This is a genomic window from Streptomyces sp. C36 (assembly GCF_040932295.1).
GTDB lineage: Bacteria > Actinomycetota > Actinomycetes > Streptomycetales > Streptomycetaceae > Streptomyces > Streptomyces triculaminicus.
This window is the reverse complement of sequence record NZ_JBFQGI010000002.1, coordinates 865,763-886,127: the sequence shown is the minus strand read 5'-3', so window position 1 is coordinate 886,127 and position 20,365 is coordinate 865,763. Positions and strand designations below refer to the sequence as shown.

17 protein-coding genes are annotated in these 20,365 nt (G+C 71.0%); 5 read left to right on the top strand and 12 right to left on the bottom strand.

Going from position 1 to position 20,365, the window contains the following annotated elements; all coding sequences use genetic code 11:
• Nucleotides 1-48: 48 nt before the first annotated feature.
• Together AB4K12_RS09610 and AB4K12_RS09605 are read right to left on the bottom strand one after the other, a co-directional pair.
• Nucleotides 49-393 (bottom strand): hypothetical protein, encoded by a 345-nt coding sequence (locus AB4K12_RS09610; protein ID WP_086569465.1) that lies wholly within the window; start codon nucleotides 391-393, stop codon nucleotides 49-51.
• A gap of 103 nt (nucleotides 394-496) precedes the next feature.
• Entirely contained in the window at nucleotides 497-1,438 is a 942-nt protein-coding gene (locus AB4K12_RS09605; RefSeq protein WP_368433755.1) for a heme o synthase, read from the bottom strand.
• 457 nt (nucleotides 1,439-1,895) lie between these two features.
• Between AB4K12_RS09605 and tkt the strand changes: the two genes are divergently transcribed.
• From tkt to pgl, 5 genes are read left to right on the top strand one after another with little or no spacing between them, the layout of a single operon-like run.
• Complete coding sequence (tkt, locus tag AB4K12_RS09600) at nucleotides 1,896-3,977, top strand: transketolase (RefSeq protein WP_368433754.1); 2,082 nt, start codon at nucleotides 1,896-1,898, stop codon at nucleotides 3,975-3,977.
• 33 nt (nucleotides 3,978-4,010) lie between these two features.
• Entirely contained in the window at nucleotides 4,011-5,126 is a 1,116-nt protein-coding gene (tal, locus tag AB4K12_RS09595) for a transaldolase (protein WP_086569470.1), read from the top strand.
• A 1-nt stretch (nucleotide 5,127) separates the two neighbouring features.
• Nucleotides 5,128-6,651, top strand: a complete 1,524-nt coding sequence (gene zwf / locus AB4K12_RS09590; RefSeq protein ID WP_362257256.1) for a glucose-6-phosphate dehydrogenase — start codon at nucleotides 5,128-5,130, stop codon at nucleotides 6,649-6,651.
• Nucleotides 6,648-7,706: a glucose-6-phosphate dehydrogenase assembly protein OpcA gene (gene opcA, locus AB4K12_RS09585; RefSeq protein WP_368433753.1), complete on the top strand. Its 1,059-nt coding sequence runs from the start codon at nucleotides 6,648-6,650 to the stop codon at nucleotides 7,704-7,706. The genes zwf and opcA overlap by 4 nt, the downstream gene beginning before the upstream one ends.
• The gene (gene pgl, locus AB4K12_RS09580) at nucleotides 7,703-8,482 is read left to right on the top strand and encodes a 6-phosphogluconolactonase (RefSeq protein WP_368433752.1); all 780 of its coding nucleotides are present in this window, start codon (nucleotides 7,703-7,705) and stop codon (nucleotides 8,480-8,482) included. Before opcA ends, pgl begins: the two co-directional genes overlap by 4 nt.
• 263 nt (nucleotides 8,483-8,745) lie before the next feature.
• Here the strand turns inward: pgl and pgi are convergent, their stop codons facing one another.
• The 10 genes from pgi to rapZ all read right to left on the bottom strand — a co-directional run bounded on the left by pgi (nucleotide 8,746) and on the right by rapZ (nucleotide 20,332).
• Nucleotides 8,746-10,398 carry a glucose-6-phosphate isomerase gene (pgi, locus tag AB4K12_RS09575; protein WP_368433857.1) on the bottom strand — a complete coding sequence of 551 codons (1,653 nt, stop codon included), beginning with the start codon at nucleotides 10,396-10,398 and terminating at the stop codon, nucleotides 8,746-8,748.
• 158 nt (nucleotides 10,399-10,556) lie between these two features.
• Nucleotides 10,557-10,892 (bottom strand): RNA polymerase-binding protein RbpA, encoded by a 336-nt coding sequence (locus AB4K12_RS09570; protein WP_003957010.1) that lies wholly within the window; start codon nucleotides 10,890-10,892, stop codon nucleotides 10,557-10,559.
• A 184-nt stretch (nucleotides 10,893-11,076) separates the two neighbouring features.
• Entirely contained in the window at nucleotides 11,077-11,313 is a 237-nt protein-coding gene (secG, locus tag AB4K12_RS09565) for a preprotein translocase subunit SecG (RefSeq protein ID WP_107431054.1), read from the bottom strand.
• 117 nt (nucleotides 11,314-11,430) lie between these two features.
• On the bottom strand, nucleotides 11,431-12,207 hold the full coding sequence (gene tpiA, locus AB4K12_RS09560) for a triose-phosphate isomerase (RefSeq protein WP_368433751.1): 777 nt from the start codon (nucleotides 12,205-12,207) through the stop codon (nucleotides 11,431-11,433).
• 6 nt (nucleotides 12,208-12,213) lie between these two features.
• Entirely contained in the window at nucleotides 12,214-13,425 is a 1,212-nt protein-coding gene (pgk, locus tag AB4K12_RS09555; protein WP_368433750.1) for a phosphoglycerate kinase, read from the bottom strand.
• A gap of 145 nt (nucleotides 13,426-13,570) precedes the next feature.
• The gene (gene gap / locus AB4K12_RS09550; protein ID WP_368433749.1) at nucleotides 13,571-14,575 is read right to left on the bottom strand and encodes a type I glyceraldehyde-3-phosphate dehydrogenase; all 1,005 of its coding nucleotides are present in this window, start codon (nucleotides 14,573-14,575) and stop codon (nucleotides 13,571-13,573) included.
• A gap of 199 nt (nucleotides 14,576-14,774) precedes the next feature.
• Nucleotides 14,775-17,144: a M14 family metallopeptidase gene (locus AB4K12_RS09545; RefSeq protein ID WP_368433748.1), complete on the bottom strand. Its 2,370-nt coding sequence runs from the start codon at nucleotides 17,142-17,144 to the stop codon at nucleotides 14,775-14,777.
• Between the two features lie 211 nt (nucleotides 17,145-17,355).
• Entirely contained in the window at nucleotides 17,356-18,363 is a 1,008-nt protein-coding gene (gene whiA, locus AB4K12_RS09540; RefSeq protein ID WP_086569489.1) for a DNA-binding protein WhiA, read from the bottom strand.
• Nucleotides 18,354-19,403 carry a uridine diphosphate-N-acetylglucosamine-binding protein YvcK gene (gene yvcK / locus AB4K12_RS09535; RefSeq protein ID WP_086569491.1) on the bottom strand — a complete coding sequence of 350 codons (1,050 nt, stop codon included), beginning with the start codon at nucleotides 19,401-19,403 and terminating at the stop codon, nucleotides 18,354-18,356. Before yvcK ends, whiA begins: the two co-directional genes overlap by 10 nt.
• A complete protein-coding gene (gene rapZ, locus AB4K12_RS09530) occupies nucleotides 19,400-20,332 on the bottom strand; it encodes an RNase adapter RapZ (protein ID WP_179198874.1) in 933 nt (310 codons plus the stop codon). The genes yvcK and rapZ overlap by 4 nt, the downstream gene beginning before the upstream one ends.
• Nucleotides 20,333-20,365: the final 33 nt, after the last annotated feature.

Here is a 20,365-nt window from a genome sequence, read left to right as displayed (position 1 = left end):
CGCGGCGCGCGGCGCCGCTCCCGGTGGGTCTAACGGGCGAGGGGGCCGTCAGTTATCGGCGGGGCCGTTGGAGGGGCCGCCGATCTGGATCCCGGCCATGCGCGACCACTCGTAGGGGCCGGTGCGGACCTTGGCGGCGAGCTCGCCGTCGAAGTCGTCGTGGAGGGTGATGCCGGCGATCTCGGCGGCCTGCCGCGCGGTCTCGTAGGAGCCGGCCACGAGGTTGCCCCACTCGCCGTTGGCGCCGACCAGGGCGATGCGGGTGGTGCCGCGGGCGATGTGGGCGAGCTGGCCCTCCGCGGCGCCGCCGTGGCTCTTGGCGAAGGCCGTGATCTGCTTGGCCAGCTTCGCCGCCTGCTTGGGGTGGGCCGCTGCCTGCTTGTTGTCTGCCATGGCCAGGATGCTACCGACGAGTAGCCCAAACGGCGACGGGCGGTCCGGGTGGCTTTGGCCACCCGGACCGCCCGTCGGTGAGATCGGCGGCCGCGGCGCGGGACTAGCGCAGGAAGGGGTCGATCGCCACGGCGGTGAACAGCAGCGACACATAGGTGATCGACCAGTGGAACAGGCGCATCTCCTTGAGCTTCGCGCCCGTGACGCCCGCCTTGGCGCGCGCCTGCAGCGCGTGCGCCTCCTTCAGCCACAACGCGCCGCAGACGACGGCGACGACGGTGTAGAACCAGCCGGTGTAGCCCAGCGGGGTGAGCAGCAGGGAGACGGCGACCATCACCCAGCTGTAGAGGACGATCTGCTTGGCCACGGCCTTGTTGCCCGCCACGACCGGCAGCATCGGCACGCCGACGCGCTCGTAGTCGTCCTTCACCTTCATCGACAGCGGCCAGTAGTGCGGCGGCGTCCAGAAGAAGATGACGAGGAAGAGGATCAGGGAGGCCCAGGAGACCTCGTTCTTGACCGCGGACCAGCCGATGATGACCGGCAGGCAGCCCGCGATGCCGCCCCAGACGATGTTCTGCGCGGTACGCCGCTTGAGGATCATCGTGTAGACGACGGTGTAGAACACCGAGGCGCCGAGCGAGAGCATGGCCGACAGCGGATTGACCAGGAACCAGAACCACGCGGTCGACCCGACGGTCAGCGCCGTGGCGAAGACCAGGCACTCACGGGGCGAGACCATGCCCGTGACGAGAGGACGCTGGGACGTACGGTCCATCATCGCGTCGATGTCGCGGTCGTAGTACATGTTGAACGCGCCCGCGCCGCCGGCGGAGAGGTAGCCGCCGATGCAGGTCGCCAGCACGAGCCACAGGTCGGGAACGCCCTCGGCCGCGAGGAACATCACCGGCACCGTCGTCATCAGCAGCAGCTCGATGACGCGCGGCTTCGTCAGTGCTACGAACGCCTTGACACGGGCCCCGAACGGCCGGTGACCGGGGGCCTCGGCGAGCACCCCCGCAGGACGGGTTTCGACGGCCGTCACGCACACCCCTGACAGAGATAAGGCCAGCAAGCGCGTCCGGGCGGGTTGTCCCGGGTGAAGGCTTGCGCGTACCAAGCCACTCTAGACGCAGGGGTGAGCCCCTCCTCCGCCGGGGTGGGGTCGTGTTGGGGCCGCCGCGCCACCGGATCTTGGGGCCGCCACGCCGTCGGATCGCATGTGGCCGAATCCGGCAGATCGGTCGTGTTCGACAGGCGGGCTCGGGCGGCGCCCGGCAGGCTGGGAGAAGGGCCGCCACGCCGTGGCGGGAATCTTTGCCGAGCCGAGGAGGTTGCCGGGGGCGACGATCAATTGCGGGCACTCATTTGAGTGCCCATGAGCCCGACTGTTCGTCGAAAAAATGCGTGTCCAGGCGGGGGTAGGCTCGACTTCGCCGCGTCGTGGCGGGCAATACCGCCCCCGGCAGATTGAACATGTGGAGAGGAGCCCTGATCCGAGGGTGAGCACCAAGCCGACCACCACAGACCTCGAATGGACCGAACTGGACCAGCGGGCCGTCGATACCGCCCGCGTCCTGGCCATGGACTCCGTGCAGAAGGTCGGCAACGGCCATCCGGGCACGGCCATGAGCCTGGCGCCCGCCGCCTACCTGCTGTTCCAGAAGCTGATGCGGCACGACCCCAGCGACGCCGACTGGACCGGCCGCGACCGGTTCGTCCTCTCCCCCGGTCACACCAGCCTGACCCTGTACGTCCAGCTCTTCATGGCCGGCTACGGCCTGGAGCTGTCGGACCTGAAGGCGTTCCGCACCTGGGGCAGCAAGACCCCGGGTCACCCGGAGCACGGTCACACCCGCGGCGTGGAGACCACCACCGGTCCGCTGGGCCAGGGCATCGCCAACGCGGTGGGCATGGCCATGGCCGCCCGCTACGAGCGCGGCCTGTTCGACCCGGAGGCCCCGAAGGGCGAGTCCCCCTTCGACCACACCGTCTGGGCGATCGTCTCCGACGGCGACCTGGAGGAGGGCATCTCCGCCGAGGCGTCCTCGCTGGCCGGTCACCAGAAGCTGGGCAACATCGTCGCCCTGTACGACGACAACCACATCTCGATCGAGGGCGACACCGAGACCGCCTTCTCCGAGGACGTCCTCAAGCGCTACGAGGCCTATGGCTGGCACGTCCAGCGCATCGAGCAGGCCGCCAGCGGCGACTTCGACGTCCAGGCGCTGTACGCGGCGCTGAAGGCGGCGCAGGCCGAGACCGAGCGCCCCTCGATCATCGCGGCCCGCACGATCATCGCCTGGCCGGCCCCGAACGCGCAGAACACCGAGGCCTCGCACGGCTCGGCGCTCGGCGAGGCCGAGGTCGCCGCCACCAAGCGCGTGATGGGCTTCGACCCGGAGCAGCACTTCCAGGTCGAGGACGAGGTCTTCACCCACGTCCGCAAGGTCGTCGACCGCGGCCGCGAGGCCCACGCCGCCTGGGACAAGCGGATCCAGGAGTGGCGCGAGACCAACCCCCAGCGCGCCGCCGACTTCGACCGCATCAGCGCGGGCGAGCTGCCCGACGGCTGGGAGAAGGCCATCCCGGTCTTCCCGGCCGGCAAGGACGTCGCGACCCGCAAGGCGTCCGGCGAGGTCCTCAAGGCGCTGGGCGGCGTGATCCCCGAGCTGTGGGGCGGCTCCGCCGACCTCGCGGGCTCGAACAACACCACGATCGACGCGTCGTCGTCCTTCCTCCCCGAGGGCAACCCCCTCCCTGAGGCGAACCCCTACGGCCGCACGATCCACTTCGGCATCCGCGAGCACGCCATGGGTTCGACCATGAACGGCATCGCGCTGCACGGAAACACCCGCGTCTACGGCGGCACCTTCCTGGTGTTCTCCGACTACATGCGCCCGGCCGTGCGCCTGGCCGCGCTGATGAAGCTGCCGGTCACCTACGTGTGGACGCACGACTCCATCGGCCTCGGCGAGGACGGCCCGACCCACCAGCCGGTCGAGCACATGGCCGCCCTGCGCGCCATCCCGGGCCTGAACATGGTCCGCCCGGCCGACGCCAACGAGACGGCGATCGCCTGGCGCGAGATCACCAAGCGTCACACCACCCACCCGGCGCCGCACGGTCTGGCCCTCACCCGCCAGAACGTCCCGACCTACGAGGCCAACGAGGGCGTCGCCAAGGGCGGCTACGTGCTGTTCGAGGCCGAGGGCGGCCGCCCGCAGGTGATCCTCGTCGGCACCGGCTCCGAGGTCCAGCTGGCCGTCGAGGCCCGCGAGGTCCTGCAGGCCGAGGGCATCCCGACCCGCGTGGTCTCGATGCCGTCGGTCGAGTGGTTCGAGGAGCAGGACGAGGCGTACCGCGACGGCGTGCTGCTGCCGGACGTCAAGGCCCGCGTGGCCGTCGAGGCGGGCATCGGCCTGACCTGGCACCGCTACGTCGGCGAGGCCGGCCGCATCGTCTCGCTGGAGCACTTCGGCGCCTCGGCGGACTACAAGGTGCTCTACCGCGAGTTCGGCCTGACCTCCGAGGCCGTGGTCGAGGCCGCCCGCGAGTCGATCGCCGACGCCAACCGCCGCTGACGCCGCACACACCATCAAGTAGGAGCCGAACTCATGACAGACGCACTCAAGCGCCTCTCCGACGAAGGCGTCGCGATCTGGCTCGACGACCTGTCCCGCAAGCGCATCACGTCCGGCAACCTGGCCGAACTGATCGACCAGAGCCACGTCGTGGGCGTCACGACCAACCCGTCGATCTTCCAGAAGGCGATCTCCAGCGGTGAGGGCTACGAGCAGCAGCTCGCCGACCTCGCGGCCCGCAAGGTCACCGTCGACGAGGCCATCCGCATGATCACCACGGCCGACGTCCGCGACGCCGCCGACATCCTGCGCCCGGTCTTCGACGCCACCGACGGCCAGGACGGCCGGGTCTCCATCGAGGTCGACCCGCGCCTGGCGCACGACACCCGCGCCACGGTCGCCGAGGCCAAGCAGCTGGCCTGGCTGGTGGACCGCCCCAACACCCTGATCAAGATCCCGGCGACCAAGGCGGGCCTGCCGGCCATCGCCGACGTCATCGGCCGGGGCATCAGCGTCAACGTCACGCTGATCTTCTCCCTCGAGCGCTACCGCGCGGTGATGGACGCCTACCTCACCGGTCTGGAGCAGGCCAAGGCCGCGGGCCTGGACCTGTCCCTGATCCACTCGGTCGCGTCCTTCTTCGTGTCCCGCGTGGACGCCGAGATCGACAAGCGTCTGGACGCGCTGGGCACCGACGAGGCCAAGGAGCTGCGCGGCAAGGCGGCGCTGGCCAACGCCCGCCTGGCCTACCAGGCGTACGAGGAGGTCTTCTCCTCCGACCGTTGGGCCGCCCTGGAGAAGGCCGGCGCCAACAAGCAGCGTGCGCTGTGGGCCTCGACCGGCGTCAAGGACCCGGCCTACAAGGACACCCTGTACGTGGACGAGCTGGTGGCGCCGAACACGGTGAACACCATGCCGGAGGCCACCCTCGAGGCCACCGCCGACCACGGCCGAATCACCGGCGACACGGTGCGCGGCACGTACGAGCAGGCCAAGGCCGAGCTCGACGCGATCGCGAAGCTGGGCATCTCGTACGACGAGGTCGTCCAGCTCCTCGAGGACGAGGGCGTCGACAAGTTCGAGCAGGCGTGGAACGACCTTCTGAAGTCCACTGAGGCGGAGCTCAAGCGCCTCGCTCCGGAGGCATGAATTGAGCAGCAGCAATCCGCTGCGTGACGCTCTGGACCGACGGCTCCCGCGTATCGCGGGGCCGTCGGGCCTGGTCATTTTTGGCGTCACGGGCGATTTGTCCCGTAAAAAGCTGATGCCCGCCGTGTATGACCTGGCCAACCGAGGCCTGCTGCCGCCGGGCTTCTCCCTGATCGGCTTCGCCCGCCGCAGCTGGGCCGACGAGGACTTCGCCCACGAGGTCTACAACGCGGTCAAGCAGCACGCGCGCACCCCCTTCCGCGAGGAGGTCTGGCAGCAGCTGGTGCAGGGCTGCCGCTTCGTCGAGGGCGACTTCGACGACGACCAGGCCTTCGAGACGCTGAAGGAGACCATCCAGGAGCTCGACAAGGCGCAGGGCACGGGCGGCAACTTCGCCTTCTACCTCTCGGTGCCGCCGAAGTTCTTCCCCACGGTCGTCCAGCAGCTCAAGAAGCACGGGCTGGCGGAGCAGACGGAGAGCGCCTGGCGGCGCGCCGTCATCGAGAAGCCCTTCGGCCACGACCTGAAGAGCGCCCAGGAGCTCAACCGGATCGTCCACGAGGTCTTCCCGGCCGAGGCGGTCTTCCGCATCGACCACTACCTGGGCAAGGAGACGGTCCAGAACATCCTGGCCCTCCGCTTCGCCAACACCCTCTTCGAGCCGATCTGGAACCGGTCCTTCGTCGACCATGTGCAGATCACCATGGCCGAGGACATCGGCATCGGCGGCCGCGCCGGCTACTACGACGGCATCGGCGCCGCCCGTGACGTCATCCAGAACCACCTCCTGCAGCTGCTGGCGCTGACCGCGATGGAGGAGCCCGCCTCCTTCGACGCCGACGCGCTCGTCGCGGAGAAGACCAAGGTGCTCGGCGCCGTGCGGCTGCCCAAGGACCTCGGCAAGGAGACCGTGCGCGCCCAGTACGCGCACGGCTGGCAGGGCGGCGAGGAGGTCGTCGGCTACCTCGAGGAAGACGGCATCGACCCCAAGTCGAAGACCGACACCTACGCCGCGATCAAGCTGGAGATCGACAACCGCCGCTGGGCGGGCGTCCCCTTCTACCTGCGCACCGGCAAGCGGCTCGGCCGCCGCGTCACCGAGATCGCGGTCGTCTTCCAGCGCGCCCCGCACTCGCCCTTCGACCACACCGCCACCGAGGAGCTGGGGCAGAACGCCCTGGTCATCCGGGTGCAGCCGGACGAGGGCGTCACCATGCGGTTCGGCTCGAAGGTGCCCGGCACCTCGATGGAGGTCCGGGACGTCTCGATGGACTTCGCCTACGGCGAGTCCTTCACCGAGTCCAGCCCCGAGGCGTACGAGCGGCTCATCCTCGATGTGCTGCTCGGCGACGCCAACCTCTTCCCGCGCCTGCGCGAGGTGGAGCTCTCCTGGGAGATCCTCGACCCGATCGAGGAGTACTGGGACAAGCACGGCAAGCCCGCACAGTACGCGGCCGGCACCTGGGGTCCGGCCGAGGCGGACGAGATGCTCGCACGAGACGGACGGAGCTGGCGTCGGCCATGAAGATCGATCTCACGGACACCACGGCCAGCAAGATCAACAACGCCCTGGTCCAGGGCCGCCGCGCGCTGGGCGCCCCCGCCGTCGGCATGGTGCTCACGCTGGTCATCGTCACCGACGAGGAGCACGCCTACGACGCGCTCAAGGCGGCCAACGAGGCCTCCCGCGAGCACCCCTCGCGCAAGCTCGTCGTCATCAAGCGCGTCAGCCGCTCCCCGCGTGACCGCGCCCAGGCCCGGCTCGACGCCGAGGTCCGGGTGGGCGCCGACGCCGGCGCCGGCGAGACGGTGGTGCTGCGGCTGTACGGCGACGTCATAGACCACGCCCAGTCGGTGGTGCTGCCGCTGCTGCTGCCGGACGCCCCCGTGGTCGTCTGGTGGCCGGTGGCCTCTCCGGTCGACCCGGAGAAGGACCCGCTCGGCGCGCTCGGCCAGCGCCGGGTCACCGACACCTACGCCGCCGAGGACCCCCTCGCGGAGCTCTCCTCGCGCGCCGCGAACTACTCGCCGGGCGACACCGACCTGGCCTGGGCCCGGATCACGCCGTGGCGCTCGATGCTCGCGGCCGCCCTGGACCAGCAGCCGGACGTCGAGGTCCTCTCGGCCGAGGTCGAGGGCGAGGGCTACAACCCCAGCGGTGAGCTGCTGGCCATGTGGCTCGCCGACCGCCTCGGGGTCACCGCCCGCCGCACCGTCTCCGACGGCCCCGGCCTGACGGCCGTCCGCCTGGAGACCAAGGCCGGCGTCATCACCCTCGACCGCCCGGACGGCTCCCTGGCCACGCTCTCCATGCGCGGCCAGCCGGACCGCTCGGTGGCCCTCAAGCGGCGCGACACCGCCGAGCTCCTCGCCGAGGAGCTGCGCCGGCTGGACCCGGACCTCATCTACGAGTCCGCCCTGAAGTACGGCGTGGAACGGCTCGGCGAGCCGGTCCCGGCCACGCCCGCGGCCGCCGCGCCGGACGCCACGGAGCAGCCGGCCGGGGAGCCCACCGAGCAGGCCGAGGAGCGGCCCGCCCCGGCGAAGAAGGCCTCCGGCAAGAAGGCGGCGGGCAAGTGAGCACGCCTCAGATCGTCGTCCACCGGGACAAGGAGCTGATGGCCCAGGCCGCGGCGGCCCGGCTGATCACGAAGATCGTGGACGCCCAGGCCGCGCGCGGCTCGGCCTCCGTCGTCCTCACCGGTGGGCGCAACGGCAACGGGCTGCTCGCGGCCCTCGCCGCGGCGCCCGCCCGGGACGCGGTCGACTGGTCGCGGCTGGACCTGTGGTGGGGCGACGAGCGGTTCCTGCCGGAGGGCGACCCCGAGCGCAACGCCACGCAGGCGCGCGAGGCGCTGCTGGACGCGGTGGACCTCGACCCGGCGCGGGTGCACTACATGCCCGCGGCGGACGGCACGTACGACGACGCGGACGCGGCGGCGGAGGCCTACGCGGCCGACCTGGCCGCCGCGGCCCGTCCCGAGGACCACGCTCCGGTGCCGGCCTTCGACGTCCTGCTGCTGGGCGTCGGCCCGGACACCCACGTCGCCTCGCTCTTCCCGGAGCTGCCGGGCGTCCGGGAGGCCGAGCGCACGGTCATCGGCGTGCACGGCGCCCCCAAGCCCCCGCCCACGCGCGTCTCGCTGACCCTCCCGGCGATCCGGGCGGCCCGCGAGGTGTGGCTGCTGGCGGCGGGCGAGGACAAGGCCAACGCGGTGGCGCTCGCGCTGAGCGGTGCGGGCGAGATCCAGGCCCCGGCCGCCGGGGCGTACGGGACCCGGCGCACGCTGTGGCTCCTGGACCAGGCCGCGGCCGCGAGGCTGCCCCGCGCCCTGTACCCGCCGGCTTCGCCGTAGGTCACACGCCCCACACGACGAAGGCCCGGTCCCCTTTGCGGGGGCCGGGCCTTTTCGGCACCGCCGGTCACACAGCCGGTGGCCGGGCGCCGTCGCGGCGGAGGAGGGGCCCCGGTCCCGCCCTTTCACCGTTTCCTGGGGGCGAGCCCCCAGCCCCCCCGGTTACGGGAAGGGCCGGGGACAAGAACCCCGCCGCGACGGCGAGCAACCGACGCGGCGCGGGCCGGCGGTGCCGAACCGCCCTTACCCTGCGGGGCTGGGGCCTAGCGCCCCCGCAAGGCGCGGTAGCGCGCCACCAGCGCGGCCGTCGACGCGTCCAGCCCCGGCACGTCCGCGCCCTCCGTCAGCGCCGGCTCGACGCGCTTGGCCAGCACCTTGCCGAGCTCGACGCCCCACTGGTCGAAGGAGTCGATGTTCCAGATCGCGCCCTGGACGAACACCTTGTGCTCGTACAGCGCGATGAGCTGACCGAGCACCGACGGCGTCAGCTCGCTCGCGAGGATCGTGGTCGTCGGGTGGTTGCCGCGGAACGTCTTGTGCGGGACGAGCTCCGGCGGGACGCCCTCGGCCGCGACCTCTTCGGGGGTCTTGCCGAAGGCGAGGGCCTGGCCCTGGGCGAAGAGGTTGGCCATCAGCAGGTCGTGCTGGGCCACCAGCCCCGGCGGGAGGTCGTCGACGGGCTTGGCGAAGCCGATCAGGTCGGCGGGGATCAGCTTCGTCCCCTGGTGGATCAACTGGTAGTAGGCGTGCTGCCCGTTGGTGCCGGGGGTGCCCCACACCACCGGGCCGGTCTGCCAGCTGACGGGGTGACCGTCGCGGTCGACGGACTTGCCGTTGGACTCCATGTCCAGCTGCTGCAGATAGGCGGCGAACTTCGACAGGTAGTGGCTGTAGGGCAGCACCGCGTGCGACTGGGCGTCGTGGAAGTTGCCGTACCAGACGCCCAGCAGGCCGAGCAGCAGCGGGGCGTTCTCCTCCGGCGGCGCGGTGCGGAAGTGCTCGTCGACGAGGTGGAAGCCGGCCAGCATCTCGCGGAAGTGGTCCGGGCCGATGGCGATCATCAGGGAGAGCCCGATGGCCGAGTCGTAGGAGTAGCGGCCGCCGACCCAGTCCCAGAACTCGAACATGTTGGCGGTGTCGATGCCGAAGTCGGCGACCTTCGCCTCGTTGGTGGACAGCGCGACGAAGTGCTTGGCCACCGCGTCCTCGCCGGCGCCCAGCTCGGCCAGCAGCCAGTTGCGGGCGGAGGTCGCGTTGGTGATGGTCTCGATGGTGGTGAAGGTCTTCGAGGCCACGATGAACAACGTCTCGGCGGCGTCGAGGTCGCGCACGGCCTCGTGGAGGTCCGCGCCGTCGACGTTGGAGACGAAACGGAACGTCATGTCGCGGTCGGTGTAGGCGCGCAGCGCCTCGTAGGCCATCGCGGGGCCCAGGTCGGAGCCGCCGATGCCGATGTTGACGACGTTCCTGATGCGCTGTCCGGTGTGGCCCTTCCAGGCGCCCGAGCGCACCCGGTCGGCGAAGACCTGCATCTTGCGCAGCACCGCGTGCACGGCGGGGACGACGTTCTCGCCGTCCACCTCGACGACGGCGGACTCGGGGGCCCGCAGCGCGGTGTGCAGCACGGCGCGGCCCTCGGTGGTGTTGATCTTCTCGCCGCGGAACATGGCGTCGCGGAGCCCGGCCACGCCGGCGGACGTCGCCAGTTCGCGCAGCAGTCGCAGCGTCTCGTCGTTGACGAGGTGCTTGGAGTAGTCCAGGTGCAGGTCGCCGACGTTGAGCGTGTAGGTCTCGGCTCGGCGCGGATCGGCGGCGAACAGCTCCCGCAGGTGCGTCCCGCCCAGTTCGTCCCGGTGCTTGGCCAGAGCGTTCCACTCGGGAGTACGGTCCAGCCGGGTGCGGCCCTCTGCGTTCATCTCGGACATCAGCCCACTTCTTCTCGTTACGGCCCCGCTGCTCTCCAACCTAATTGATCTGCCGCCCATTCCGGGCACAGGCGGGCATGCGACGGCCCGGCCGCACACCCGCGAAGGGGTGTGCGGCCGGGCCGCTGACGATGTGTCGTTGTCGTCGCTCAGATCTCCCCGCGGAGCTTGGCGAGCGCCTCGGCGAGGATCGCCTCGCCATCGGCGTCGCTGCGCCGCTCACGGACGTACGCCAGGTGCGTCTTGTAGGGCTCGGTGCGCGGCGGGTCCGGGGGATTGTCCCGGTCCTGGCCGGCCGGGAAGCCGCAACGCGGGCAGTCCCAGGTGTCCGGCACCTGTGCGTCACTGGCGAAGCTCGGCTGCGTCTCGTGCCCGTTGGAGCACCAGAAGGAGATGCGCAGGCGCGGCGCGGACTCGCCCCGCTCGGCCTCACCCATCGGCCCCGCCCCGACCCGGCTTCCCCGGATCGCGTTGCCACTTGCCACGGTCGTAACTCCCTGCGTGATGGTGCTGCACTGTGCCGGATAGCGGCTGCGCCGCGGGGTCCTCGATCGGCTCCGCTGCGGGCGGCCCAGTCTACGTAAGGCCCAACGCGCGTCCAGTGGCAGGAGTTACAGACCGGCCGTAAGGACGCAAGCCCCCATCATAGGCGGCTCATACGACGGTATGTCAGCTGTCGAGCTTCATCAGCAGTCCGAGCACGATGATGCACGCGAACCACAGCAGACCGATCACGATCGTGATCCGGTCGAGGTTGCGCTCGGCGACCGAGGATCCACCGACGGAGGACTGCATGCCGCCGCCGAACATGTCGGACAGGCCGCCGCCCTTCCCCTTGTGCATGAGCACCAGCATCATCATCAGCAGGCTGAAGACGATGAGGGCGATCGAGAACCCGATGACCACGGCTGGACCAACTCTCTCGGACTGACTCGGATGGACAATGCTGCGGGGCCGGGGGGCGCGTTTGCGCCGGTCCCGGCCCCGACAGGGTACGACGGCGCGGGGCCGTCGTCATAGTTGCTACTGGTCGCGGAAGCGCACGATCTTGACGAACTCGTCCGCGTCCAGCGCGGCGCCGCCGATCAGGGCGCCGTCCACGTCGGGCTGGGCCATGATCGCCGCGATGTTGCCGGACTTGACCGAGCCGCCGTACTGGATGCGCACCTTGTCGGCGAGCTCCTGGCCGTAGAGCTCGGCCAGCTTGCCGCGGATCGCCCCGCAGACCTCCTGGGCGTCCTCGGGGGTGGCGACCTCGCCGGTGCCGATGGCCCAGACGGGCTCGTAGGCGATGACGATGCTCTCGGCCTGCTCGGCCGGGATGTCCTTCAGACCGCCCTCGACCTGCGCGAGGGTGTACGCGACCTGGTTGCCCGCCTTGCGGACGTCCAGGCCCTCGCCGACGCACAGGATCGGCGTCAGGCCGTGCCGGAAGGCGGCCTTGACCTTGGCGTTGCAGAGCTCGTCGGACTCGCCGTGGTACTGGCGGCGCTCGGAGTGCCCGACGGCCACGTACGTGCACTTGAGCTTCGAGAGCATCGCGCCGGAGATCTCACCGGTGTAGGCACCGGAGTCGTAGGCCGAGATGTCCTGGGCGCCGTACTTGATCTTCAGCTTGTCGCCGTCGACCAGGGTCTGCACCGAGCGCAGGTCGATGAAGGGCGGCAGGACCGCGACCTCGGTGCCCTCGTAGTCCTTGTCGGCGAGCGCGAAGGCGAGCTTCTGGACGTGGGCGATGGCCTCGAGGTGGTTGAGGTTCATCTTCCAGTTGCCCGCCATCAGCGGGGTACGTGCACTCACAGTGGTTCAGTCCTCCAGTGCGGCGAGGCCGGGGAGCGTCTTGCCCTCGAGGTACTCGAGGCTGGCGCCGCCGCCGGTCGAAATGTGGCCGAAAGCGTTCTCGTCGAAGCCCAGCAGGCGCACGGCCGCGGCCGAGTCGCCACCGCCGACGACGGTGAAGGCGGAGCTGTCGAGCAGGCCCTGCGCCACGGCCTTGGTGCCGTTGGCGTAGTCGGGGTGCTCGAAGACGCCCATCGGACCGTTCCAGAAGACGGTGCCGGCGTCGGCGAGCTTCGAGGCGTAGAGCTCACGCGTCTTCGGGCCGATGTCCAGGCCCTCCTTGTCCGCCGGGATGGCGTCCGAGGCGACGAGCTCCGGGTTGGCCGGGGCCTTGGTCTTCAGGTCCGGGAAGTCGGCGGAGACCAGGACGTCGACGGGGAGGACGAACTCCACGCCGCGCTTCTCGGCCCGCGCCAGGTACTCCAGGCAGACCGGGATCTGGTCCTCCTGCAGCAGCGAGATGCCGACCTCGTGGCCCTTGGCCTTGAGGAAGGTGTACGACATGCCGCCGCCGATGAGGATGCGGTCGGCCTTCTCCAGCAGGTTGTCGATGACGCCCAGCTTGTCGGAGACCTTGGCGCCGCCGAGGACCACGACGTAGGGGCGCGCGACGTCCTCGGTGAGCTTCTTCAGGACGCCGACCTCGGTGGCGATCAGGTCGCCGGCGGCGTGCGGCAGGCGTGCCGGGAGGTCGAAGACCGAGGCGTGCTTGCGGTGCACCGCACCGAAGCCGTCACCGACGTAGATGTCGGCCAGGGCCGCCAGCTCATCGGCGAAGGCGCCGCGCTCGGCCTCGTCCTTGCTGGTCTCGCCCGCGTTGAAGCGGAGGTTCTCCAGCAGCGTGACCTCGCCGTTCGCCAGTGCGGCGACGGTGGCCTTCGCGCTGTCGCCGACCGTGTCGGTGGCGAACGAGACCTGCTTGCCCAGGATCTCGCCGAGCCGCGCGGCGGCGGGGGCGAGGGAGAACTGGGGGTCCGGGGCGCCCTTGGGACGGCCCAGGTGGGAGGCGACGATCACCTTGGCGCCCGCCTCGGCGAGCTTGGCGATCGTCGGCGCGACGGCGCGGATGCGACCGTCGTCGGTGATGTTGGTGCCCTCGAGGGGGACGTTGAGGTCGGCGCGGACGAAGATCCGCTTGCCCTCGACACCGTCCTGGAGGAGTTCGTCGATCGTCTTCATGCAGTTGACTCCGGTGACTTCCGTGATCCGCCCAGCGGCAGCTGGGGGACAGTCATGGGACGGGGCCCGTGCGACGCTTCATCGCGTCGTACGAGCCCCGTCCCCTACATCCCGTTGCCTGTGACGCCAGTCGTTCAGGCGAAGATCAGAGCTGGCCGCCGACGAAGACGGTCAGGTCGACCAGGCGGTTGGAGTAGCCCCACTCGTTGTCGTACCAGCCGACGACCTTGACCTGCTTGCCCTGGACCATGGTCAGGGAGGAGTCGAAGGTGCAGGAGGCCGGCCAGTTGACGATGTCGGAGGAGACGATCGCGTCCTCGGTGTACTCGAGGATGCCCTTGAGCTGACCCTCGGCGGCCTTCTGGAAGGCGGCGTTGATCTCTTCCTTGCTGGTCTCGCGGTCCAGCTCGAGGACCAGGTCGGTGACCGAGCCGGTCGGGACCGGGACGCGCATGGCGATGCCGTCCAGCTTGCCCTTCAGCTGGGGCAGGACCAGGGCGGTGGCCTTGGCGGCACCGGTCGAGGTCGGGATGATGTTCTCCGCGGCGGCGCGGGCGCGACGCAGGTCCGAGTGCGGGAAGTCCAGGATGCGCTGGTCGTTGGTGTACGCGTGGACCGTGGTCATCATGCCCTTGACGATGCCGAAGGTCTCGTCGAGGACCTTGGCCATCGGCGCCACGCAGTTGGTGGTGCAGGAGGCGTTGGAGATGACGTGGTGGTTGGCCGCGTCGTACTTCTCGTTGTTGACGCCCATCACGATGGTGATGTCCTCGTCCTTGGCCGGAGCCGAGATGAGGACCTTCTTCGCGCCGGCGGCCAGGTGCTTGGCCGCGTCCTCACGCTTGGTGAAGATGCCGGTGGACTCGATGACGATGTCGGCGCCCAGCTCGCCCCAGGGCAGCGCGGCCGGGTCACGCTCGGCCATCGTCTTGAAGGTCATGGAACCGACGGTGATCGTGTCGTCGGTGTGGCTGACGTCCTGCTTGAGACGACCCAGGATGGTGTCGTACTTCAGCAGGTGCACCAGGGTGGCGTTGTCGGTCAGGTCGTTGACACCGACGATCTCGATGTCCGCACCCTGCTCCAGGAGCGCGCGGAAGTAGTTACGACCGATACGGCCAAAGCCGTTGATGCCTACGCGGATCGTCACGAACCGATCTCCTCGTTGGTGTGCCGGGCTGTCCGCCGGCGGGTGTATGGGATGTCCCCGACCACCACCGACCCTACCTCTAACAGGGGAGGTACGTGACATTGGCGGCCTGGGGCCGAAACCCTTCGGGCGACTGGGATCGAACGAGCGGTCGGGGGCCCGAACGAGCAAAGAAGGCCGTCCGGTATGAGGTGGTTCGTCAGCCGCCGACGGCACGCAGCGCGGCCCCTGCCAGCGCGGCCCGCTCACGGCCGTCCGCGACGTTCTCCAGACCGAAACCCAGTAGCACGGTGTCACGCGTAGTGACGGCCGCCGACCAGCGCGCCTTCGCGCCCGCTCCGTCACGGGGAGTGACCTTCGGGGTGTAGTCGCCGGCGGCGGCGCTGCGGAACAGCGGGAAGGTCTCGGGCGGCAGGACGTCGGAGATGGGACTGAAGGAGCCGGCGCTGCGCAGCGGGCCGGCGCCGGCGGCGGCGCCGAGGGCGGCCGTGGTGCCCGCGAGCTCGCCGCTACCGGTGAAGCGGGCCGGCCCGGCCTGGGCGCGCCGGTCGTCCGCGCCGAGGTAGTACTGGCCGAAGTCGTCGGTGTCGGCGTCGCCGATCCGCACGCCGCCGCCCGCCTCGATGCCGGCGGTGATCAGCTTGCCGCCCTCGTTGACGAAGTCCCGCACGGCCAGCAGGGTGGCGCCGTCGGGACGGGAGGCGCCGGAGTACCACAGCACGGTGTCGAAGTGGCCGAGCACGCCCAGCGCCGGGGGTGCGCCCTTGGTCGCGACGTCCCAGACGACGGTCTTGCGGCCGTTGTCGGCGAGGGCCTTGGTGTAGAGGGCGGCGTCGTGCGCGGGCTTCTTCCCGCCCTCGTCGGCGATGACCAGGGTGTCGGCACGAGGCGTGGCGGCGACGGTGTAGGTGAAGGGCTCACTAGCGGTCGCCTTGCCCTCCCGGGTGCGGCCGGTGAACCAGACGCTGACGGTGGAGCCGGGCCGGGCGCCTTCGACGGTGGCGCGGTACTGGTCGAAGCGGATGTTGTCCTCGCCGCCGTAGCGGTCGCCGCCGTCCCAGGCCCTGAGCTCCTCGGTGTGCGTCCGGCCGCCGTCGATCCGGAAGTTCAGGTGCTTGTCGGCGACGCTCTTGCGGGCGGTGACGGCGACGGTCTGCCGGCCGCCGCGCGCGTAGGAGGTGGTGAAGGCGTGCGGGGTGAAGTCGGGGGCGCTCAGGCCGACGGAGGAGACGGGGCGGTCGCCGCGTACGGCGGTCTCGGCGACGGAGAGCGCGAAGGGGACGTTCTTCGCGAACTCCTGCTGGATCAGTTTCTCGTCGTCGGGGAAGGTGAAGATGGAGCGGCAGTCGCCCGGCTTCCAGCGGTCGTCGGGGTCCACGTCGGAGGCCGTCTGGCAGGTCGACATCTCGGGGGTGATCATCATCGTGCCGTTGACGTTGCCCGCGTGGCCGTCGGCGTCGCCGTTGGTGGTGTAGAGCTCGGAGGAGACCTGCGGCCGGTAGCCGGGTATCGCGGGCTTGTCGGGGGTGCCGGCCAGCGCCCGGTAGAGGACGTCGTCGGGGGTGGCGGTGGCGACCTGCCAGCCCACGCCGTAGAGGATCAGCTCGGCCGCGGAGTGGTAGTTGACGGCGTAGCGGAAGGCGTGGCGCCGCTCGAAGGCGTCCAGGGCCTTGGTCTCGGGCTCGGAGGCGGGAGCCGGGCCGCGGTAGACCTCGGATGCCGGGTGGGGGGAGGAACCCTCGTTGTCGTAGCCCCACTTGTAGGGGAAGTTGCGGTTGAGGTCCACGCCGTCGCGGGCGGTGATCTTGCCGTCGCCGTCGTTGTCGCGGAGGTTCTTGCGCCAGAGCCGGTTGGCGGGGCTCTGGAAGGTGTAGTCGTAGCCGTCGGGGTTGGCGGACAGCACGAACCACAGCTCGGCGGAGTCCACGAGCTTCGTGATCCGCTGGTCCTTGCCGTAGCGGTCGAGGTAGTGGTGCATCAGCCGCCGGGTCATCTCCGGGGTGATCCACTCGCGGGCGTGCTGGTTGGCCATGTAGAGCACGGCGGGCCGGGAGCCGTCGGGGCTCTTCGCGGCGTTCTTGGACACCTTCATGGCGAGGATGTCCTGGCCGCGGGTGGTCTTGCCGATGGAGACCACCTTCGTCAGGCCCGGGTGGGCCCGTCCGGTGTCCCTGATCTCCTGCTGGAGGCCGTTCTTCCCGCTGTACGGGCGGAAGACGCCGTCGCCGGCGGCCTGGGTGTGCTCGAGCACGCCCTTGGGCAGCCGCTTCTCGGTGAGGCGTACGCCCTGGTCCCGCAGCCCCTGGGCCTGGTCGGCGGTGAGGTCGAGTTCGACGGGCACGGGCTTGTCGCCGGTGACGCGCCGCCCCAGTTCGTGGCCGTCGATGCCCGCCCGGAGCAGGAGCGGAACCTGGGCCGCGGTGACCTCGGCGGTCCAGACGGACAGCGCGCCGGTATCTGTCCGCGGGGCCGCTTCGGCGGCCGGTCGCGCGTGTGCGTCGGGCGTGGCGGCGAGCGCGCCGAGGAACAGCGAAGCCACCGCGAGGACTGATCCAGCCCTGCGTCTCATGAGCCCCCCTTGCTGTTGTCTGCCACGTGAGTGCGTGGGCGCCAGCCTGGTAACGCATCATGATCATGTCAACGGCGCCTTTCGCGCCGGGCCCGAGCGGCGCGACGGGCCCGCACAGCGCGGCGCCCCCGCCACCCTGGGCGGGTGACGGGGGCGTACGGAAGACACTGAAGGACGCCGGGAGGACGCCTGGAGACGCGGGAGGTGCGCGTCAGCCGACCATGCCCTCGGCCATCTCCTCGGACAGGTCCGAGAGGTCGGAGAGGTTGGACTCCGTGCCGGGGATGCCCAGGTCCTGGGCCCGCTTGTCGGCCATGGCCAGCAGGCGGCGGATCCGGCCCGCGACGGCGTCCTTGGTCAGCGGCGGCTCCGCGAGGGCGCCCAGCTCCTCCAGGGAGGCCTGCTTGTGCTCCATGCGCAGCCGGCCGGCGGCCGCGAGGTGCTCGGGAACCTCCTCGCCGAGGATCTCCAGCGCCCGCTGGACGCGCGCGCCCGCCGCGACGGCGGCCCGGGCCGAGCGGCGCAGGTTGGCGTCGTCGAAGTTGGCCAGGCGGTTGGCGGTCGCCCGGACCTCGCGGCGCATCCGCCGCTCCTCCCAGGCCAGCACGGACTCGTGGGCACCGAGCCGCGTCAACAGCGCGCCGATCGCGTCACCGTCCCGGACGACCACCCGGTCCACTCCGCGCACCTCCCGGGCCTTGGCCGCGATCTGCAGCCGACGGGCCGCGCCGACCAGCGCCAGCGCCGCCTCCGGACCGGGGCAGGTGACCTCGAGGGAGGAGGACCGGCCGGGCTCGGTGAGCGAGCCGTGGGCCAGGAAGGCGCCCCGCCAGGCGGCCTCCGCGTCACAGGTGGCACCCGAGACGACCTGCGGGGGCAGCCCGCGGATCGGCCGGCCGCGGCCGTCGACCAGGCCGGTCTGCCGCGCCAGCTGGTCACCGCCCGCCACCACCCGCACCACGTACCGGCTGCCGCGGCGCAGCCCTCCGGGGGCCATCACCACCAGGTCGGAGGCGTGACCGAAGATCTCCAGGATGTCCTTGCGCAGCCGCCGGGCGGCGATCCCGGTGTCCAGCTCCGCCTCGATCACGATGCGCCCGCTGACCAGGTGCAGACCGCCCGCGAAGCGCAGGATCGCCGAGACCTCCGCTTTCCGGCAGCAGGTCCGGGTGACGGGGAGCCGGGAGATTTCGTCCTTCACCGCTGCCGTCATCGCCATGGGCCGATCCTTCCATGCATCCGAAAAATACGGTCGTACGCGGCGGCCAACAGCTCCGGATCGTGCGTCGGGCAGCCGTCGGGCGAGGCGACCGGCGCCAGCTCGACCGTGGCCCCCAGCCGCTTGGCGGCGTCGGTGAGGCTCTGCCGGTCGGGCACGGCGGCCTCGTCGGCCAGCACCACGTCCAGGGCGAGTTTAGGGGCGTGTCGGGCCAAAACCTCCAAATGACGCTGCGGGGAGAAGCCATCGGTTTCCCCGGGCTGCGGGGCGAGGTTCAACGACAGCACCCGGCGGGCCTTGGTCTCCTGCAGGGCCTGCAGGAGCTCGGGCACGAGCAGGTGCGGGATGACGGAGGAGAACCACGAGCCGGGCCCGAGCACCACCCAGTCCGCGTCGAGCACCGCCTCCACGGCCTCGGGCACCGCCGGCGGGTCCTCCGGGACGACGTGCACGGACTGCACCTCGCCCGGGGTGAGCGCCACGGTGGCCTGGCCGCACACCGTGCTGACGGCGTCGGGGGCGGCCGGGTCGTGGCCCCGCACCAGCGCCTGCAGCTCGAGCGGGACCGCCGACATGGGCAGCACCCGGCCGTGCGCGCCCAGCAGCTTGCCGACCAGGTCCAGGGCCTGCACATGGTCGCCCAGCTGCTCCCAGAGGGCGACGATCAGCAGATTGCCCACGGCATGGCCGTGCAGGTCGCCCCGGCTCTCGAAGCGGTGCTTGATCACCCGGGCCCAGGTCTGGCCCCATTCGTCGTCGCCGCACAGCGCCGCCAGCGCCTTGCGGAGGTCGCCGGGCGGCAGCACGCCCAGCTCGTCGCGCAGCCGGCCGCTGGAGCCGCCGTCGTCGGCGACGGTCACGACCGCCGTCAGGTCGCCGGTGATCCGGCGCAGCGCCGCGAGCGAGGCGGAGAGCCCGTGGCCGCCGCCGAGGGCGACGACCTTGGGCTGCGCGCCACGGCCCGCGCCGCGCTCGCCGCCGCGCGCCCGGCCGGGCACCAGCTTGCGGACGCGGCGCATCCTGAAGGTGCGGCCGGTCACTCGCGCCCCATGTCCCGGTGGACGACGACGGTCTCGACGCCCTCCGAGACCAGACGGTGGGCGAGCTTCTCGGACATGGCGACGGAGCGGTGCTTGCCGCCGGTGCAGCCGACCGCGATCGTCACGTAGCGCTTGCCCTCGCGGCGGTAGCCGGCGGCGATCAGCTGGAGGAGCTCGGTGTAGCGGTCGAGGAACTCCTTGGCGCCGGGCTGGTTGAAGACGTAGCCCGAGACCTCCTCGTTCAGGCCCGTGAAGGGGCGCAGCTCCGGCACCCAGTGCGGGTTGGGCAGGAAGCGGCAGTCCACGACCAGGTCGGCGTCGACGGGCAGGCCGTACTTGTAGCCGAAGGACATCACGGTGGCCCGCAGCTCGGGCTCCTCCTCGCCGGCGAACTGGGCGTCCATCTTGGCGCGCAGCTCGTGGACGTTGAGGCTGGAGGTGTCGATGACCAGGTCCGCGTCGCCGCGCAGCTCGCGCAGCAGGTCGCGCTCGGCGGCGATGCCGTCGACGATGCGGCCCGAGCCCTGGAGCGGGTGCGGGCGGCGCACCGACTCGAAGCGGCGCACCAGGGCGTCGTCGGACGCCTCGAGGAAGATCACCCGCCGCTTGACCTTCTTGGCCTCCAGGTCGGCCAGGGACTCGCGCAGGTTGTCGAAGAAGCGCCGGCCGCGGACGTCCACGACCACCGCGATGCGGGCCACGTTGCCCTGGGAGCGGGCGCCGAGGTCCACCATGGTGGGGATCAGCGCGGGCGGCAGGTTGTCCACGACGAACCAGCCGAGGTCCTCCAGACACTTGGCGGCGGTGCTGCGCCCCGCCCCCGACATGCCCGAGATGATCACCAGCTCGGGGATACCCGCCGTCTCACCGGCCGCGTCCGCCGTCGTGCCCGTACTCACCTGTGCTCCGTCCCGATCGGTCTCGTTCATGTGCGTTCCCCCGTTCTGCCGACGGCGCCACGG

Coding starts and splice junctions, on each gene's coding strand:
- AB4K12_RS09610 (WP_086569465.1), bottom strand. CDS start 393: ATGGCAGACAACAAGCAGGCAGCGGCCCACCCCAAGCAGGCGGCGAAG.
- tal (WP_086569470.1), top strand. CDS start 4,011: ATGACAGACGCACTCAAGCGCCTCTCCGACGAAGGCGTCGCGATCTGG.
- opcA (WP_368433753.1), top strand. CDS start 6,648: ATGAAGATCGATCTCACGGACACCACGGCCAGCAAGATCAACAACGCC.
- pgi (WP_368433857.1), bottom strand. CDS start 10,398: ATGAACGCAGAGGGCCGCACCCGGCTGGACCGTACTCCCGAGTGGAAC.
- pgk (WP_368433750.1), bottom strand. CDS start 13,425: ATGAAGACGATCGACGAACTCCTCCAGGACGGTGTCGAGGGCAAGCGG.
- AB4K12_RS09545 (WP_368433748.1), bottom strand. CDS start 17,144: ATGAGACGCAGGGCTGGATCAGTCCTCGCGGTGGCTTCGCTGTTCCTC.
- whiA (WP_086569489.1), bottom strand. CDS start 18,363: ATGGCGATGACGGCAGCGGTGAAGGACGAAATCTCCCGGCTCCCCGTC.
- rapZ (WP_179198874.1), bottom strand. CDS start 20,332: ATGAACGAGACCGATCGGGACGGAGCACAGGTGAGTACGGGCACGACG.